The sequence below is a fragment of the Flammeovirga sp. OC4 genome (assembly GCF_000812565.1).
Classification (GTDB): Bacteria; Bacteroidota; Bacteroidia; order Cytophagales; family Flammeovirgaceae; genus Flammeovirga.
The window spans coordinates 1-18,185 of the sequence record NZ_JTAM01000014.1 but is presented as its reverse complement, the minus strand read 5'-3'; the positions used below and the strand labels follow the sequence as shown (position 1 = coordinate 18,185).

Below are 18,185 nucleotides of genomic sequence, written 5' to 3'. Positions count from 1 at the left end.
TGAGAGGTTTTCATTTTAGATCTATTGAAAACAAATTTACAACCTTGGATCTACTTCTTCGCTTTCTAAAGCTAAAACACCAAAAACGGTTTCATGTACTCGTCTCAATGGTTCTTGTTGTACGAAACGCTCTAAGCTCTCAATACCCAAAGCAAATTCTCTCAGCGCCAAAGAACGTTTTCTTGAAAGTCCTCTATTTTTAAGTCGTTCAAGATTTTCCGGCAAATCATATTCTGGACCATAAATGATTCTCAAATATTCACTTCCTCTACATTTTATAGCAGGCTGTTGCAAACCATCTTTACCACGAGTAATGAAGTCGAAGGATTTCACTACCATTCCTTCACCACCTTTAGCCGTCAAATCTGTCCACCAATCAATGACCTCTTGAATGCTCTCCTCACTTTTTGTATTCACAATTTTGTAAGGTGTGATTCTGAAAATTTCCTTATCTGCTTCACAAATTGATTGGATTTTTTCCATATGCCATTGATGGTCTTTATCTACATGAACTTGACCTTCTGTAGCTAAAATATGGAATGGAGCCAATTTATAATCACTGATTGATTTCACTTCCCAACAATAGTTTCTGTAGGCATCAATATATTTGTCAACCGTCCCTCTTTTATCAGTTACTTTCGACAATAATTGTTCAATGCCTTCCACTCCTCTGCTTTGTGTTTTTTGCAATACTGCCTCTACTGCCGACAGTGATCTCTGAGCAGAAGTACCTACCGCAGCATATTGATCTTTCAAAAGCGACTGTGCTTTAGCAGACCAAGGCATCAATTCAGCATCCAAACAAACCCAATCGGTATCAAATTGTTCCCAGAATCCTGATTCCGTTAAGGCACTTTGCACTCTACTTAGGAATTCTTTTTCAATAGCCTGATCATTGAAAAAGTTTCTTCCAGTTCTAGTATAACAAACTCCGATACCTTCATTTTCAATACCAAAACGCTTCAGTACTACTTCTTCATTTTTACAAACCACAAGAACAACCCTTGAGCCCATGTGCTTTTCTTCACAAACCAACTGCTCTACTCCACGTTTTTTGAAGTAATTGATCGCTTCTTTTGGATGTTCTAAATAGTTAGGCAAATCACTCGTTTCACAAGGAGACATAGTTGGAGGCAAGTAGATCAACCATTTTGGATTAATAGCAAATCGGCTCATTACTTCTAGTGCAGCAATGGAATTTTCTTCCTTAATAGTCAGGTTATTTCTCAACCTTGTCTGCACTATTCGCTTTCCAATGACATCATCAATCACCAACAAATCGTCATATTCCTGCTGATGTGACATGCCTGATGAACTTCCTGCTTCCAAAGGTTTCACTGGCTCACTGTACACTTTTGCTGCATCCACCGAAATTAATTCTTCTTCTGGATAACGTAATGCGGTCAATTTCCCTCCAAATACACAACCTGTGTCAATATCGATAGTCTTATTAAACCACTCTGCTTCCGGAACTGGAGTGTGACCGTACACCACTTTCGCACTACCTCTGTATTCAGAAGCCCAATTGTATCGGACAGGCAAGCCAAATTCATCAATCTCACCCGTAGTTTCTCCATAAAGACAGAATGATCGTACTGCTCCAGATCCTCTTCCCTGCATTTCTTCTTTCACACCTGCATGAGCAACTACCAATTTTCCATTATCTAAAATATAATGACTGACTAGACTGTAAAGAAACTCTCTTACATCTTCTAAAAATGCATCAGAAGCACCTTCCAACTGTTCCATCGTTACTTCCAATCCGTGCTTCAATTGCACATCTCTGCCACTCAGTTTCTTTTGTAATTTGATGTCATGATTACCGGGCACACACAAAGCGACTTCACTTCTGACCATACTCATCACCAACTTCAATACTTCAGGAGATTTTGGACCTCTATCCACTAAATCACCTAAGAAAATTACTTTTCTACCTTCTGGGTGTGTTACTTCGATACCATAATTTGAACCATTATCTTCCACTTGATTCATCACATAACCAAGTTTCTCTAATAATTCAATTGTTTCATCATAACAGCCATGAATGTCACCAATGATATCAAAAGGACCATGCATATCTTTTTTGTCATTGTAGAGTTTTTCTCTTACCACTCCAGTGACAGCTTCCACCTCTTCCTCTCCTTTTAACACATAAGTCTTTCTGAAACCTTCCTTCTTCAAACCTCTGATTGATTTTCGAAGTTGCTGTTGCTGATTACGAATAACATGATTGCCAAAATTACGATCTTCCCTTTCCTTGTTTCTTTCCTCACATACTTTCTGAGGCATATCTAAAACAAGGGCAACAGGAAGCGTATGGTATTTTTTAGCAAGATTCAATAAATTCTTTCTTGCTTGCTTCTGTACATTGGTAGCATCCACTACCGTAAGCAGGCCGTTCTTCAGCCTTTTTTCTATAATAAAATTCAATACATCAAAAGCATCCTGTGACGCTTTCTGACTGTTCTCATCATTAGACACTATACCTCTGCAAATATCTGATGATACGACTTCGTATTGATTAAAATGTTTTGATGCGAATGTACTCTTACCTGAACCCGAAGAACCGATAAGAAGTACTAATGATAATTCAGGTACTTTAATTTCCATGATTAAAAATTGCCATTTGTGATGGAGCTCCTACTTTACTGTCTTCTTCTCCGATTGATAAAAATGAAACGGTGTAATTGTACGTTTCGGCTACTTTGTTCGCCCACGTTTCAAACTCTGCTCTTGTCCACTCAAAACGATGGTCTGTATGACGCATAGTATTTTCTTCCATGCTCTCATAAAGTACATTGTACTCACCATTTGGTGTGGTAAGAAAAACCGTTTTAGGCTTTGCGAATTCGAATACAACCCTTTCAAAAGATTGAAGACGGCTTTCATCCATATGTTCAATCACTTCCACAATCGTAGCCGCATCAAACCCTGCCAAACGATCATCTTGGTACGTCAATGCTCCTTGAAAAAGGTCAATTCGATCTTTTTGCTTAGGTGCCATTTCCTCCCAATGCAGACGTTCCTTGCACTTGGTCAAATCTTGATAGGAAACATCCATTCCGACAATTTTCTCTAATTGCTTTTCCTTGATCAGCATTCGAATCAGTTTTCCTTCTCCACAACCTAAATCAATCACATTTTTAGCCCCGGAAGCTAAAAGTTTTTCCAAGACCAATTTCAAACGTTGAGTATGCAATGTTTCCTTCTTCACATTTTCCTCCACCTCATTTTCTTCGACATCCTCATCACGGAGTTGTTCTAAGGCTTTTCTTGAAAGGTGGCTTAAATTAAAAAGATATCTTTTGGTGATCTGTTCTTTCTCAGGATGATCTTTCAACCATTCTTTTCCTTTGTCCAAAAGTTTTTCAACTTCATTATTGCTCACATAATAATGCTTATCATTGTCCAACGCTGGAATTAAAACATACAAGTGAGAAAGCAGATCTTTCAATTTCAAAGTATGTTTTAAATTCAATGTAAAGTATTTACTATCGCCCCATTCCGTGAATTTTTCATCCAACGTATAACGTTCCAATCCCACCTCATAACCTAGAGGTTCAAACATATTTCTAATCAGCAATTCCCCACCTTTTGGAGCTGGCAATGAAGTTAAACTTACTTCAAAGGGCATCTCAACATCTACAAGACTGGGATCATGACTACACTTTCCGTTCATCGCTGTTGAAAAAGCTTTCGATAAGGCTACGCTCATAAATGACGAAGCCACATAAGGTCGGTCATTCACATATTGACCCAATGCGAATCCTTTTCCTGACAGGTTTCTACCTCCTCTTACCATGTCAATTGGATCAATATCCAACAACAAAGACACTGTTGTTTTCTCTTCTGAGCTTTCGGGGTAAAATACATGTGCTTTTCCGATGGACAGTTTTACAGTTTGCAGTTTATCGGGATGCTTATGCAACATAAACCCCAATACAGACGCAGGCTGATGCGTGGTTGTGATGTTGAGTAACATTTGATTTTTAAGTTTCAAAAAAATTTAATTCCTGCTGTAGATTAAGCTAAAAATATCTCCTTCTTGTGAGAATTCAATATTAGTTTGTTGTTATTGTCAGACAAAATTTAGTTTGCTTTTCCTAAACAGGTAAATAAAAGTAAAGAATAATTAAATCACATCAAACAAAGTATATTCTATAGATTAATTACAAATAAAAAAGGCTATGAATTTCACCTCATAGCCTCTTCAAAAATTATTGATACATTTCCTCAATCATGCTCTCATATTTCTCATTGATCACCTTCCGTTTTAATTTCAACGTAGGTGTTACCTCTCCTGAATCAATGGACCAAACATGATCAACAAGCGATATTTTCTTCACTTTTTCCCATTGAGCAAAGTTTTTATTCGCTTTCTCAATTTCCTGTTCAATTTTTTCAAGGACCTGATCATTCTTGATCATTTCGTGATCAGTGGTATAATTGATATGATGTAAGTTGCACCATTCTTTCAATCCTTCAAAATTAGGAACAACTAGTGCTGATGGGAATTTTCTATTATTTCCTATCACCGCCGCTTGCTCAATAAAATAAGATTCCTTGATTTTATTTTCTATCAATTGAGGTGCAACATATTTCCCTCCAGATGTTTTGAACATTTCCTTTTTACGGTCCGTAATTTTAAGAAATTTTCCTTCTACTAGCTCACCAATATCACCCGTATGGAACCATCCATCTTGCAAAACTTCTGCTGTTTTCTCTGGATTTTTATAATATCCCATCATGACATTAGGTCCTTTGGCGAGAATCTCCCCATCATCAGCAATTTTCACTTCCACTCCTTCAATCAATGGCCCTACTGTACCCACCATCATATCAATCTCTTCTGCTCTATTTACAGCAATCACCGGTGATGTCTCCGTTAATCCGTACCCTTCACAAAGTTTTATCCCTGCCGACCAGAAAACTCTAGCTAAACGAGGCTGAAGTGCTGCTGCTCCTACATTAATTGCTTTCACATTACCTCCCAAAGCTTCTCTCCATTTTGAGAAAACTAGTTTATTGGCCAATTCCAGCTGTTTATCATAAATAAAACCTTGATCTTTTCTTGGCTCATAACGGAGGCCTAAGTTGAGCGCCCAAAAGAAAATAGCACGTTTCGGTCCGCTTGCTTCTAGACCTTTTGCTATAATTTTATCATAGATTTTTTCCAACAAACGTGGTACTGTGTTGAATACATCTGGCTTCACTTCTTGTAGATTGGCAGCGATCGTTTCCATACTTTCGGCATAATAAACAGAAACGCCGTACTGAAGGAAATAATGGAAGCCTGTTCTTTCGTAGATATGGCATAAAGGCAGAAAACTTAAGGCTTTCGACTTTCCTTTCTCAATAGGGCAAACAGAAGATACTGCTATTGCATTAGAAACAACATTTTTATGGGAAAGCATTACTCCTTTTGGTCTTCCTGTAGTGCCAGAAGTATAAATGATAGTCATCAAGTCATCTTCTTTAATGTTTGACATCATTTCCTTTACCGCTGTTCTTTCTTTCCCTTTCCCTAGTTCTTCTACTTCAGTCCAATGTGGAGCATTTTCAATTTGATCAAAGGTGAAGATCTTCTCAATGTTAGTCGCTTTCTCTGCTGCTTCAGTTGATTTTTGAAACAGATCCTCATCTCCTACAAAAACAAATTTCGAATCCGAATTCTCAAAAATATAGCTGTAATCATCTACAGTGATCGTCGGATAGATCGGCACTGAAATAATACCGACTTGCTGACAGGCTAAATCAATGAAATTCCATTCAGGTCTGTTAGCTGAGATGATTGCTACTTTATCGCCACTTTTTAAGCCTGACTCAAGAAATCCTACACTAAGATTGTTAACGATTTCGACGACTTCATTTGTAGAGAACTTTCTCCATTGTTTATTTTGCTTGTAAGCGACGCAGTCCTCTTTCGGGAAGTTCTCTTGTTGCACGTATAGAAAATCAAATGTGCGTTTAGGTGTTGTCATAATTTATTGGTTGTTAATTAAATTGGAATGTCTCTTCAAATGAAGCAACTAGGTTTAATATTATTCAGGTAAAAGGGAAGCTATATAAAGAGAATGATGCAACATAAAAGAGGCTTCAATCAGTTCAGAAAACTTATTTTATCCTTTCAAATGCTTCTAAAGTTTGTTCCAATGACTTTGTTAAGAGACATTCTTTCTTGTTATTGGATTTTGTGTTATCTTAAATCTATTGATAATAATATATTTGTCCTAATTTTAAGAAGATATAAATGAAAACAGCTTTATAAAGTTGTTTTTCATGACTTTACACAGATTGCAATTTCTCCATGAAAGGAATGTCATTATATAATACCCTCTCTAAATTTATCATTGTTACGATTCTTGTGTCTTTCCATTTTATGACGAATGCACAAGAGCAAAATCGTTCAGTGATTTATGCTAAGCTTAAAAGTACGGATGCAGAGATTCTTCAACCTTGGTCTACGTCTTACCTTGAAGACCGTGACTACCCTGCTAAAATGCTTTCCCCTAAAAAGTTTTCACACATCATTCCTCCTTCTAAGAATCCCTTTTCTTTCTATCAAATTTTTCAAAAAGAAAGACCTGATATCTTAGAAATTCATATTAATAATGGCGACGACATCCAAGCTGCGTTAGAAGAATTATATAAACATCCTCTTGTAGAGTATGCTGAAATCGACGTTTACTACAAAGATTTGCAGGAAATCCCAGAATATACTCCTAATGATCCAAGCCATACATCACAACACAACATCTTCAATCACAACCTAAAACAAGCTTGGGCAATTACGAAGGGTAGCGAAGATGTCATCATTGGTATTCATGACAGTGGCTTTGATGTAGAACACGAAGACCTTAAAGGCAATATAAAAATCAATGAATTAGAACTTAATGGTATTGCGGGTATTGACGATGATAATAACGGTTATGTTGACGATATTTATGGATACAATTTCCGTACGAACAGTGGCAACTTAACAGGTACAGATCATGGTACTGAAGTCGCTGGTAATGCCAGTGCTGTACCTGATAACGAGATTGGAATTGCAGGTATGGGTTTTAATACAAAAATGATATTTGCCGTAAGAAATACTTTAAGTAGCTTAAGCTACCTTGCTGAAAATGGAGCTGATATCATTAATATGTCATGGGGTGCCGCTAATGTAAGTTCAAGAGCTTATGCTGAAGTCATTGACTTTTATACTGAAGACCCCGAATATGATGTGTTATTCATCGCTGCTGCGGGAAATGATAATCACGGTCAAGTGCTCACAGATTATTACCCAGCTTCTTATGAAAATGTAATGTCGGTGTCTGCTGTAGATCAAAATAAAAATCACAGAAACTATACTAAAAGTTACAATATCACTGTCGCAGGAACAGACGGCTCTTTAACTACCACAACAAACAATGGGTACAAAGGAGCTACAGGTACTTCATTTGCATCACCTACACTTACAGGAATTGCCGCCTTAGTTAGAGGTGAGTATCCAGAACTTACTGCCAAACAAGTCAAACAACTTATTCGCTTTACTGCCGATACGACTTTTTATTCCATTGGAAGTAATGCCAACAATAAATATGTCTTTGGATATGGTTTAGCCGATGCATACCGAGCATTAACTTATAAAGACAGTGCACATATTATTCAAGCTGAAAATATACAGTATGGTCATCACATCACAAGGGATATCACAATAGAGCAAGGAGACACTATTGCAATTTGGTTTGATTTTAAAAATATTTTAAATGGAAATTCTGGGGACTTAAAAGCTATTATGACTTCCTACAGCGATAGTTATACCCCAATCTCTGATACTACTTTTATCGGGCAACTAAATGATGAGCAAGAAATTTCAAATGAAAACACTCCTTTTCTTTTTAAAATTAGTGAATCAGCCAACCTTCAGGAAAATGTGCACTTCAGAATCAACTTTGTAGATAGTACTTCTAATTATGTTTATAAGGACTGGCAAAATGTTGAATTAAATATCACGCTTGAACAGTTTATCAATTTCAGTAAAATCACAGGGGTATTCCGCCCTGATGGCACTATAGGTAAAGAGCATGGATTAAACTATTATACTTCAAATCTTAACAATAATTTTGGGTATTATCACCTCACAAGGCAAGCAGGTGTCATATTGGCCAGTAAAGACAGGGTATCTGACGCTACCTATACAAACATCAATACTAATACTAGAAGTGCCGATTTTCAAGGTGTTTCTTTTGTCAATTATATAAGAGAATACGCTTCTGACAACAATTTCCCTGTTCATGCTTACACAATGAAATATGTTGACTCAAAATCAAATGCTCCTGTATCCGTTGAGGTTGATCAAACTTATTTTTCTGGAAATCAATATTACGTAAACAGTGAATTCTTTACCGAACTCGCTATAAAGAATAATTCCAATGCTGAAATTGACACGCTATATGCAGGGCTTTTCATGGATTGGATGATGGAATACACTACTTTTTCTCAAAATGACTTCCCTGCTGACAGTTCTATTTTAGACTATGACCCAGAGAGAAGAATGGTATTTGTAAAACACGTCAATGAAAGAAAGTATGCGGCTATTACATTATTAAATGAAGGTAAAATTAATATCCAAGCCATAGATAATTCAAATGGTGACAATAGTGCTATTGATATCACAGATGGCTTTACGGATCAAGAGAAAATTCAAGCGGTTTCATCAGGTATTGGCACTACAACAGTCGGTGCAGCCGGAGTCGGTACCAATTCATCTAGTGTGATCAGTTTAAGTATTCCAAAATTACAAGCGAACGAGACGGCGAGAGTAGGATTCCTTATTACAGCAGCCGATAGTTTAACACAACTTCATGCTCAAATTGACAGCATTCGTCCTTACACTCAATATTGGTTAAAAGGTCCTTCTCCTGAAATTCCATTTCAAGCAGCTTATGAAGGAGAATTCGTTACAATCAGAACAGATGACTTTGATTCTTTAGCCTTGTACAAAAGTGACGATGATGATAATAAAGTACTACAAAGTAGAGGAAGGCAATTTGAAGTCTTAATTGATTCTATCGACTATTATTATGTTCAATCCCAAGGGAGATATGTGTATAATGGAGATATCGTGCAATTAAGAGGGGAAGTGATTCCGGTATTGGATATTGAACCAACGCTTTATTCGTGTATTAATAGTAGCGTAATTATACAACCTAAAGGCTGTGGTATGTATAATTTTTACAAAGACGAATTCTTAACACAACTGCTTTATACAGGAAGTTCACTCCTATTACAAGACATACAGCGAGACACTTCTTTTTGGATTACTTGCGGCAGTGGAAACATCGCAATTTCTGATAAAGTATATACTGAAGTAGTCATTGACTCCACTTTCAATACTTATACACTTTCAGATAGTATTTCTTATGTTGATGGAAACATCACTGCCACTTTCAGTGCACACAATAATGCAACTACATGGACATGGTATCTTGATGGCGAACAAATAGGTGAAACCAATGCCATTTCAGTCACTCCTACGTTTACATCTACCGGAACTTCAGAATTAAGACTATTTGCAACCAACCGAGCTGGCTGTACCTATATTATTTCAAAAGAAATTGAAGTAAAAAGTGACAACCCATTAAGTTCAGTGGTCTCTACTTTGGAAGAAGGTAAATTGTATCCAAATCCAGTGCATGATGGCATCATACATCTAGCTTTATCAAGAAATCTAGGAGTGATGTCATTTGAACTCTATACAACAGACGGACGCTTACTATTGGATCAAATTCCGTATACCATAAACGGAGCACATTATACAATTTATCTTCCAAGAACACTTCAGAGTAAGAATTGTATTTTGAAAGCCTCTTCGAAATATGGAAGCAAATCATGGCAAATTTCCATTCAATAACGTTGTAAACTTTTAATTTATCATTTCTTAATATTTTAGTGTCAACAAAAACAAAAATAGTACATTTGTAGCCACTATGAGTTTTTAGGGATTTTTCAACACTCTTCAAGCTCTAATCGAATAAGAATCAATAATTTAAATATGCGTAAGTTTTTAGGAATTATTCCTGCTCGCTATGGGTCATCTAGATTGGAAGGTAAGCCACTTGCTGATATTTGTGGAAAACCGATGATTCAACACGTATACGAACGTGCTACTGCAACAGTAGAAAATGTGTATATCGCCACAGACGATGTACGTATTGTTGAGGCAGTTGAATCATTTGGAGGGAACGTAGTCATGACTTCAGTTGATCATTCTAACGGTACATCAAGATGTCTTGAAGCCTTAGAGATCGTCAACCAACAAACAGGTAAAAACTTTGATGCAGTAGTGAACATCCAAGGAGACGAACCTCTTCTAGAGCCTGTTCAACTGACTGAGTTGATCGAAAGTTTTGATGAAAGTACTGAATTTGCTACACTCGTCTTGCCGGTTGTTCATGAAGAAGACTTGATCAATAATAGTGAGGTATTTGTGACTTTTGATCACAATAAAGACGCATTGTATTTCAGTAGAGCAGTCATTCCTACCGTAAGAGGTGTGGACCCGAAAGAGTGGATGCAACATACCACTTTTTATAAACACATTGGTCTTTATGCATATACCAAAGAAGCCTTAGCGAAATTTTCTTCTCTTGAGCCTACAAATTTAGAGCAATTAGAGTCGTTGGAACAGCTAAGATGGATTGAGCACGGTTACAAAATCAAGGTCGGTATTACAGAGCATGACAGCATTCCTGTAGATACAAAAGAGGATTTAGAACGTGTTCGACAAATTATGCAAAAGTTAGTTTAAAATTTACAAATAGCTAACGTTTATCATTGGGCATTAATTTAAAAATAAATTAAATTGCGCATCGTTGGAGATTAGTCCTTTATGTTTGGACATCACCCAATACAAAAGCAATATATACAGATGAGTAAAAACATTGTCAAAGTTGGCGATATTAACTGTGGAGCCGACGAGTTATTCCTGATTTCTGGTCCTTGTGTTATTGAGGACGAGAGTATCATGATGAAAACAGCAGAGAAATTAAAAGAGGTTACGGAACGTTTAAACATTCCGATGATCTATAAAGCATCTTTCCAAAAAGATAACAGATCTTCAGTAGATTACTATAGAGGACCTGGTATTGATGAAGGTTTAAGAATCCTTCAAAAAGTAAAAGATGAATTCGGTTTCTCTTTAGTTTCAGATATTCATTATCCTGACCAAGTAAAACCTGCTGCTGAGGTTTTAGATATTCTTCAGATTCCTGCTTATTTATGTATGCAAACTGACCTAGTAGTTGCTTCTGCAGAAACAGGTAAAGTAGTAAACATCAAGCACGGTCAGTTCTTAGCTCCTGAAAATATGATTAAGCCTGCTCAAAAAGTGGAGTCTACAGGCAATAAAAACATCATTTTAACAGAAAGAGGTTATTCTTTTGGTTACAACGATTTGATTGTTGACCCTCGTTCATTCTACGAAATGAGACAAACAGGATATCCAGTTGTATTTGATGTAACTCACTCTATCCGTAAATACGGTATCCCTTCTGCGGATCCTACAGGTGGAGCTCGTCAATACTTAAGCACATTGGCTAGAGCTGGTGTAGCTGCAGGTATCGATGGTTTATTTATCGAAACTCACCCTTGCCCTAACGAAGCTCTTTGTGACGCGGCAAGTCAATTAGATGTAAATCAGTTAGAAGAGTTCATGAAACCTCTAATTGAATTACACAATATCGAAGTAAGCTACCGCTAGTACTTTCTTCACATTTTTTCCGATTTAAAAAAACAAAATATATACTTACTAGTATGGAATTATATTTAGATTCTGCGGAGATCAATGAGATCAAATCGTCTTTTGAACAACTTCCGTTCATGACTGGTTTAACTACAACTCCTACGTTCATGGCACGTCACGGTATCACTGATATCGACGGTACTATCGTTGAGTTGTCGAAAATTGTTCCTGTTCTTCAAATCGAAGCATTAGGTGACACTGCAGAAGAAATCGTTGCTGAAGCAAAACGTCAAGAGGCGTTAGGTTTAGACCGTGAAACTACTGTTTACAAAATTCCTGTATCTAAAGTAGGTCTTAAAGCTTGTAGCATGCTTGTAAAAGAAGGTTTCAAAGTGAACGTTCACCTTGTATACACTTTACAACAAGCGTATATGGCTATGCAAGCTGGAGCAACTTATGTTTGTCCTCTAGTTGGTCGTTTACAAGACCAAGGTCATGATGCTTTATCTTTAGTTAAAGATTGTGTTGAAGCTGTAAACTACTATGGTTACAATACTAAAATCATGTTCTCTTCAGTTCGTACTATCCAACACGTACGTGACGCTGTAGACATCGGAGTTCACACTATTACTGTACCTTGGAAGATCATGTCTCAATTAACTGAGAACCACTTCACAAAAATCGGTACTGATCAGTTCATCAACGATACTCGTTTAATGACTGTTCGTGTAGGTGATGCTTTATCTGACATCAACCCTACTATCACTGCTGACGCTACAATCGCTGAAGCATTAGTAGTAATGACAAACAACAAAACTGGTGCTGCTACTGTAGTAGACGCTAACGGTGCTGCTATCGGTATCTTCACTGATGGTGACTTACGTCGTTTAGTATCTGAAAAAGGTGGTGATGTTTCAAGCATCAAAGTTGGTGATTTAGGATTAACAGCTCCTATCTCTATCGATGCTCACGAATTATTATTCGCTGCATCAAACTTAATCAAGGAGAAGCAAGTTGACGAACTAGTAGTAACACTTGACGGTAAAGCTATTGGTTTATTAGACGTTCAAGATATCGTAAAATACTAATCTCTAACCATGAGAGAAGAATTATTCGAAGAAGGAGGAGGCGTGTTTGTAACCGCCTCCTCTTCTCTTTTAGAGCAATTGAAAAAAGTCAAAGGATTGATCTTTGACTGGGACGGTGTTTTTAATGGCGGTGTAAAAGGCGGTGCTATGCCGAGTCCGTTTAGCGAAGTGGACTCTATGGGTGTAAATATGCTTCGTTTTGGCTACTTCTTAGAGCACGGTGAAATCCCTTTCACTGCAGTTGTAACTGGAGAATTTAACGAAGCGGCATTTAAATGGGCCAAAAGAGAACATTTTGATGCTGTTTGTTACTTAGTCAAAGACAAAGTAAAAGTACTTCCGCTAGTAGACAGCATGTCTGGCGTAAAAGCAGAAGAAATCCTTTTCACTTTTGATGATATCCTTGACATTTCTTTGGCGAGAGAAGTAGGTGCCCGTTTTATGGTCGGAAGACAAGGAAGCCCGCTTTTCACTGAATATTGCCGTATGCATGGCTATGCTGATTACATTACTGGTAATGCAGGCAACAGTAATGCTGTAAGAGAAGTATCAGAAGTTGTATTATGTTTATTGGATCGTTTTGATGAGACTATCGACAAGAGAGTTGATTTTGAAGGTGATTATGCGAAATACATCAAACTTAGAAATGAAATTCCTACTAAGTTCTTCAAGAATGAAGGCAGTGAATTCATTGAAAACAATCCTCTTTAAGACTGACTTAGAAGAGCTTTTTATTCAATCCCTATTTTTCTAAAGATGAGTAGGGATTGTTTTTTTATATAAAATAGAACTCAACAGAAATATTCTTACCCATTAGAACATAATTAGCTTTCATTTTCATAGGCATTCTACGTTATTATTGAAGATTTTATAAAAAAGTCATCAAAAAAAAGAAAATTTATCACTTTCTTTTTGGTAAAGCTTACAGATGAAAATAACTTTGCGATCACGTTTTATGTATTTGAGCGATTGTAATCAAGTACTTATGTTTCGAACAAACTAAATATTACAGCCTTTGAAAGTTATAGATCGTCTTAATCAAGCAGCCGAGGATAAAAAGACATTATTTTCTTTTGAACTACTTCCCCCAGTAAGAGGTAAGAGTATTCAATCATTATTTGATGCTATCGACCCACTAATGGAGTTTAATCCTGCATTTGTGGATGTTACCTATCACAGAGAGGAGTACGTTTATAAAGAATTATCAAACGGCTTATTTGAAAAATCAATCCAACGTCATAGACCTGGTACAGTTGCCGTTTGTGCTGCCATTATGCACAAATACAAAGTAGATACTGTCCCTCATATCATTTGTGGTGGTTTTTCTAAAGAAGAAACAGAAAATATCCTTATTGAATTAAACTTCTTAGGGATTGAAAATATATTAGCTTTAAGAGGTGATGCCGCTAAAGGTGAAGCTTCTTTTACACCTCACCCTGAAGGGTATGCTTATGCTTCTGAACTAGTAGAGCATGTCACTAAGATGAATGAAGGTGAATTTAAATATGCTGATCAAGCAGGATTTAAAGGCGGTTTCAGTATTGGTGTAGCAGGTTATCCTGAAAAGCACATGGACGCTTCAAATATGTCTTCGGACATTGATTTCTTAAAAAAGAAAGTAGAATTAGGTGCTGATTACATCGTCACTCAAATGTTCTTTGATAATCAAAAGTACTTTGATTTTGTAGATAGATGTCGTGCGGCGGGTATTACTGTACCTATCCTTCCAGGGATCAAGCCTTTGACAACTCAAAAGCAATTGACACTTTTACCGAGTATCTTTAAGTTAGATTTCCCTGAGGAATTATTGACTGAGGCTAAAAAGTGCAAAAACAACAAAGAGATCAAGGAATTGGGTATTGAGTGGGGTATCAAACAATCAAAAGAATTGATTGAATACGGTGTTCCAGGTATGCATTTCTATTCAATGGGTAGATCTACATCTGTAAAAGATATCGCTGAAGCAATCTTCTAGGATTAGATTATTCGCTTGAAGTAATTATATTGCTGCAATATTTTGAAGTCCATTCAAATGTTGCAGCATTTTTTATGATCATTTTTAGTATTCTCCTTTTAGCAGCGGGTATTTTTTTACATCGAAAAAAAAATGCTTCTCTTTTTCCCTTTATCTATGATCGAGCCTTATTCGTAAAACTCATTTTGGGTTTACTATTAGGGTACATCTATTCTAATTATTATAAAGGAGGGGATACATTTATACTTTACAATGATTCGGTCAAACTAGCAGAGATTGCTAAAACTAACTTTTTAGGATACATTGATTTCGTATTCTCCAAACCCTATCACTATCCACCTGAAATACAAGCCCAACTGATCCAAAGCAACAGTTCTACAGTATATTTTACAATCGTTGGAAGTGTTTTGAGCCTCATTTGTTTCAATAATTATTGGGTAATGTCTCTTTACATGTCTTTTTTCAGTTTTTGTGGGGTATGGTTTTTATTAAAAAGAGTCTCTTTACTCTATCCCTCTACTCAATTTAGCTTTCTAATTGCCAATTTCTGTTTTCCAACAGTAGTCTTTTGGAGCAGTGGTGTCATTAAAGAAACGATATCAATACCTATTTTATATTTTTGCATTGGTATTTCAATTGATATCATCACTAAAAAAGTAAGGGCAATTTCTATTATCATCCTTCCTTTCCTATTGTATAGTTTGCTACAACTTAAGTTTTATTATTTCGGAGGATTTGTAATTTTCTTTTTACCAATATTATTCTTTATCTATTTGAAAATCAATTCTATTGAATTTAATAAAAAATATTTCTTATTATTACTTTCCTTCATTGTTTTGGGTGGTATTTTTATCGTCAATTTTGAATATCACTTTGGATTAGAACAGTTTCCAAAAACGATTTATGCTAATTATTTAAAACTCAGTTTAAACGAACAAGATTCATATGCCATTCACCTTGAAAATATGAATGAAAGCTGGAGCGGTATACTTCTTTCAATTCCAGAAGCCATCATCACACCCTTTATTTACCCCAATTATTTTACATCAAGACATATTTTTGATGTATTAATCAGTACTGAAAATCTTATTTCAATTGTACTTATTATTCTAAACTTCTTCCTGTTAATTACCAAAAAAGTCAAAACTTCAAAATACAATCCACTACTTATAAGTATTCTATTAGCCTATTCATTATTAATGATTGGGTTCTTAGCAATAGCAAGCCCCAATTTAGGATCATTAAGTAGATACAAAATTGGGGCAAGTGTATTTTTATACTATGTTTTACTCATTCAAGTAGAACCTTATCTGAAACTATCTGATAATGATTAGAGGTTATGAATATTCTCGGCTAAGTAAATTTCCGCCATCATACACCTTGTACCACCACCACAAACATTTTCAATCGTATCAATCGGAGAATGAATGATTTTGACATACTTCTCCATCAATTCAATCTGTTCAGGAGTGAAAGAATGATAAGCCCTTGAAGACATTGTGAACTTTTTATTCCCGTTTAAATCTGTCACTTCTAAGACATTACAAGTAAAGTCTCTTAATTGAGCATAACTAACATCTACAATTTCTTTACCTGTAGCTTTAAACTTATCCCAAAGCATTGCTTTTTCTTTCTGGTCTGTAATAGAAGCCCCACAAATCACCACAAAATCACTTGCAATAGAGAGCATTACGTTGGTATGATAAATTGCTTTCCCATTTTCATCAACAGAATTAAAAGCAACAGCTTCATAACCTAATGTTTCTGCATGCTGTTCAAACAGTTCTTTATCAGTTCTTCCAGAAAGGCAAGCATAAGCGATCTTATGGACTCTATCAAAAATAATACTTCCTGTCCCTTCTAAAAACTGATTTTTCTCTTCGTAAACTGACAAATCTGTCACTTTAGACACATGGAAACACATTTCCAGCATATCAATGATATCTTTTCTTCTTTCCGCTCTTCTGTTCAGAGGACGCATTGGATATAAGAATATATCACCGTTACGATGAGTCGTAAACCAGTTATTAGGAAACTGACTATCAGGTTTTTTAGGTTCTGGCGTATCATCAATGACAGTCACATCGATGTCATTTGCTCTAAGAGTAGCTACGTAGTGATCAAACTCCTTTAATGCACTTTCTACATAATCTGAATTTGAAAGATCAAAATTGGTTTCCTGAAATTCATTATCTACGGCCGTATCTTCATTAAAGCCAAATGACGCAGGTCTTACCATCAGTATATGTTGAGAGGAATTATTCATTTGTGTATATATGTTTTATAAGTATAGTATGGTAAATCAATAATGAATAAAATTCAGTGGCAATACTACTCAAAATTCTCATTTAATACCTCAAAAAAGAAAAAATCTATTTTTTTTTCGATTTTTTCAAAAAAAAATTTGATAAGTGTACGAACTAACACTTAACTATATTATTGTCAGTGATTCAATGTAAAATCAAAATATGATCTATGTCATCATACAACAATTCAATATAAAAACAAATTAAGTGTTTCTGATACAAAACTAATATTGCATTTTGCGAAATTTCGCAGTAGTAAATTTCAAATGAATAAGCTTTGACAATAGAAAATATTACCCCATATTTGTAATGTAATCAAAAGGAAATAAGCTTTTGAATTACTCAGAAAAAGAAATAATACTCTACAAAGAGTTAAAAATATAAGTAATAATTCATTTCATTTCATACTTTGTGGGAGAGGTTGTCATTCAGTGGCAACCTCTTTTTTTGTTCACATAATTTTCATCTCTACTCGGTAAATTATCATGAACTTCATGATGAAGGAGTTCACTCACAGACAAAGAAATGCTTCATAATGTGATACATACCAAAATTAAGACACCCAGTATCTCTTTAACTCAAATAATTTTTCTTCAAAAAAGTGGCGAAAATCATCAAAAAAACATCTTTAACAATTTTTAATATCGTCATAATTTTTTAAGTGTACCACAGAACACTTTACAAACAAACTTTTTCTTTCATAGCAAGATGCATTACGAAACATAAGGGTCAACTTACACTTAATACCTAAAAAGTAATTAAGCGTATAAAATACAAAATTAATAATATTTAAAATCAAACTTTACACTTATTAAATTTCGACGTTTTAAATTTTGACAAAAGAAAATAATCGTGCACCTTTGTTATGTAATCAAAAGGAAATAACTTTTGAATTACTCAAAAAAGAAAGAATACTCTATAAAGAGTTAAAAATATAAGTAATAATTCATTTCATTTCATACTTTGTGGGAGAGGTTGTCATTCAGTGGCAACCTCTTTTTTTGTTTACTCATTTCTAAGTTATTGTTCAGCAACAAACTTAAAGCAATGAATAAGTTGTTAGTACATTGTAAACTAAATTATCGTCA

11 protein-coding genes are annotated in these 18,185 nt (G+C 35.6%); 7 read left to right on the top strand and 4 right to left on the bottom strand.

The annotated features are described in order from the left end of the window. Positions 1 to 36 precede the first annotated feature (36 nt). The 3 genes from PL77_RS11820 to PL77_RS11810 all read right to left on the bottom strand — a co-directional run bounded on the left by PL77_RS11820 (position 37) and on the right by PL77_RS11810 (position 5,981). Positions 37 to 2,610, bottom strand: coding sequence for a polynucleotide kinase-phosphatase (locus PL77_RS11820; protein WP_044205294.1), 2,574 nt, complete (start codon positions 2,608 to 2,610; stop codon positions 37 to 39). Beyond that, the gene (locus PL77_RS11815) at positions 2,600 to 3,982 is read right to left on the bottom strand and encodes a 3' terminal RNA ribose 2'-O-methyltransferase Hen1 (RefSeq protein WP_044205291.1); all 1,383 of its coding nucleotides are present in this window, start codon (positions 3,980 to 3,982) and stop codon (positions 2,600 to 2,602) included. Before PL77_RS11815 ends, PL77_RS11820 begins: the two co-directional genes overlap by 11 nt. Before the next feature lie 235 nt (positions 3,983 to 4,217). After that, a complete protein-coding gene (locus PL77_RS11810; RefSeq protein WP_044205288.1) occupies positions 4,218 to 5,981 on the bottom strand; it encodes a long-chain fatty acid--CoA ligase in 1,764 nt (587 codons plus the stop codon). A 335-nt stretch (positions 5,982 to 6,316) separates the two neighbouring features. Between PL77_RS11810 and PL77_RS30475 the strand changes: the two genes are divergently transcribed. The 7 genes from PL77_RS30475 (at position 6,317) to PL77_RS11775 (ending at position 16,125) form a co-directional block, all read left to right on the top strand. Then, on the top strand, positions 6,317 to 9,898 hold the full coding sequence (locus PL77_RS30475) for a S8 family serine peptidase (protein ID WP_172665838.1): 3,582 nt from the start codon (positions 6,317 to 6,319) through the stop codon (positions 9,896 to 9,898). Between the two features lie 141 nt (positions 9,899 to 10,039). Continuing rightward, positions 10,040 to 10,795 (top strand): 3-deoxy-manno-octulosonate cytidylyltransferase, encoded by a 756-nt coding sequence (kdsB, locus tag PL77_RS11800; protein WP_044205285.1) that lies wholly within the window; start codon positions 10,040 to 10,042, stop codon positions 10,793 to 10,795. Between the two features lie 120 nt (positions 10,796 to 10,915). Then, positions 10,916 to 11,746, top strand: a complete 831-nt coding sequence (gene kdsA / locus PL77_RS11795) for a 3-deoxy-8-phosphooctulonate synthase (protein ID WP_044205283.1) — start codon at positions 10,916 to 10,918, stop codon at positions 11,744 to 11,746. 53 nt (positions 11,747 to 11,799) lie between these two features. Then, complete coding sequence (locus PL77_RS11790; RefSeq protein WP_044205280.1) at positions 11,800 to 12,816, top strand: transaldolase family protein; 1,017 nt, start codon at positions 11,800 to 11,802, stop codon at positions 12,814 to 12,816. 9 nt (positions 12,817 to 12,825) lie between these two features. Beyond that, positions 12,826 to 13,527, top strand: a complete 702-nt coding sequence (locus PL77_RS11785; protein WP_044205277.1) for a hypothetical protein — start codon at positions 12,826 to 12,828, stop codon at positions 13,525 to 13,527. Between the two features lie 304 nt (positions 13,528 to 13,831). Further along, a complete protein-coding gene (gene metF, locus PL77_RS11780) occupies positions 13,832 to 14,791 on the top strand; it encodes a methylenetetrahydrofolate reductase [NAD(P)H] (RefSeq protein ID WP_044205275.1) in 960 nt (319 codons plus the stop codon). Between the two features lie 74 nt (positions 14,792 to 14,865). Further along, entirely contained in the window at positions 14,866 to 16,125 is a 1,260-nt protein-coding gene (locus PL77_RS11775; protein WP_044205272.1) for a hypothetical protein, read from the top strand. Here PL77_RS11775 and ctlX read toward each other — a convergent pair. After that, positions 16,122 to 17,057, bottom strand: coding sequence for a citrulline utilization hydrolase CtlX (gene ctlX, locus PL77_RS11770; RefSeq protein WP_044205269.1), 936 nt, complete (start codon positions 17,055 to 17,057; stop codon positions 16,122 to 16,124). The genes PL77_RS11775 and ctlX overlap by 4 nt on opposite strands. Between the last annotated feature and the right edge of the window lie 1,128 nt (positions 17,058 to 18,185).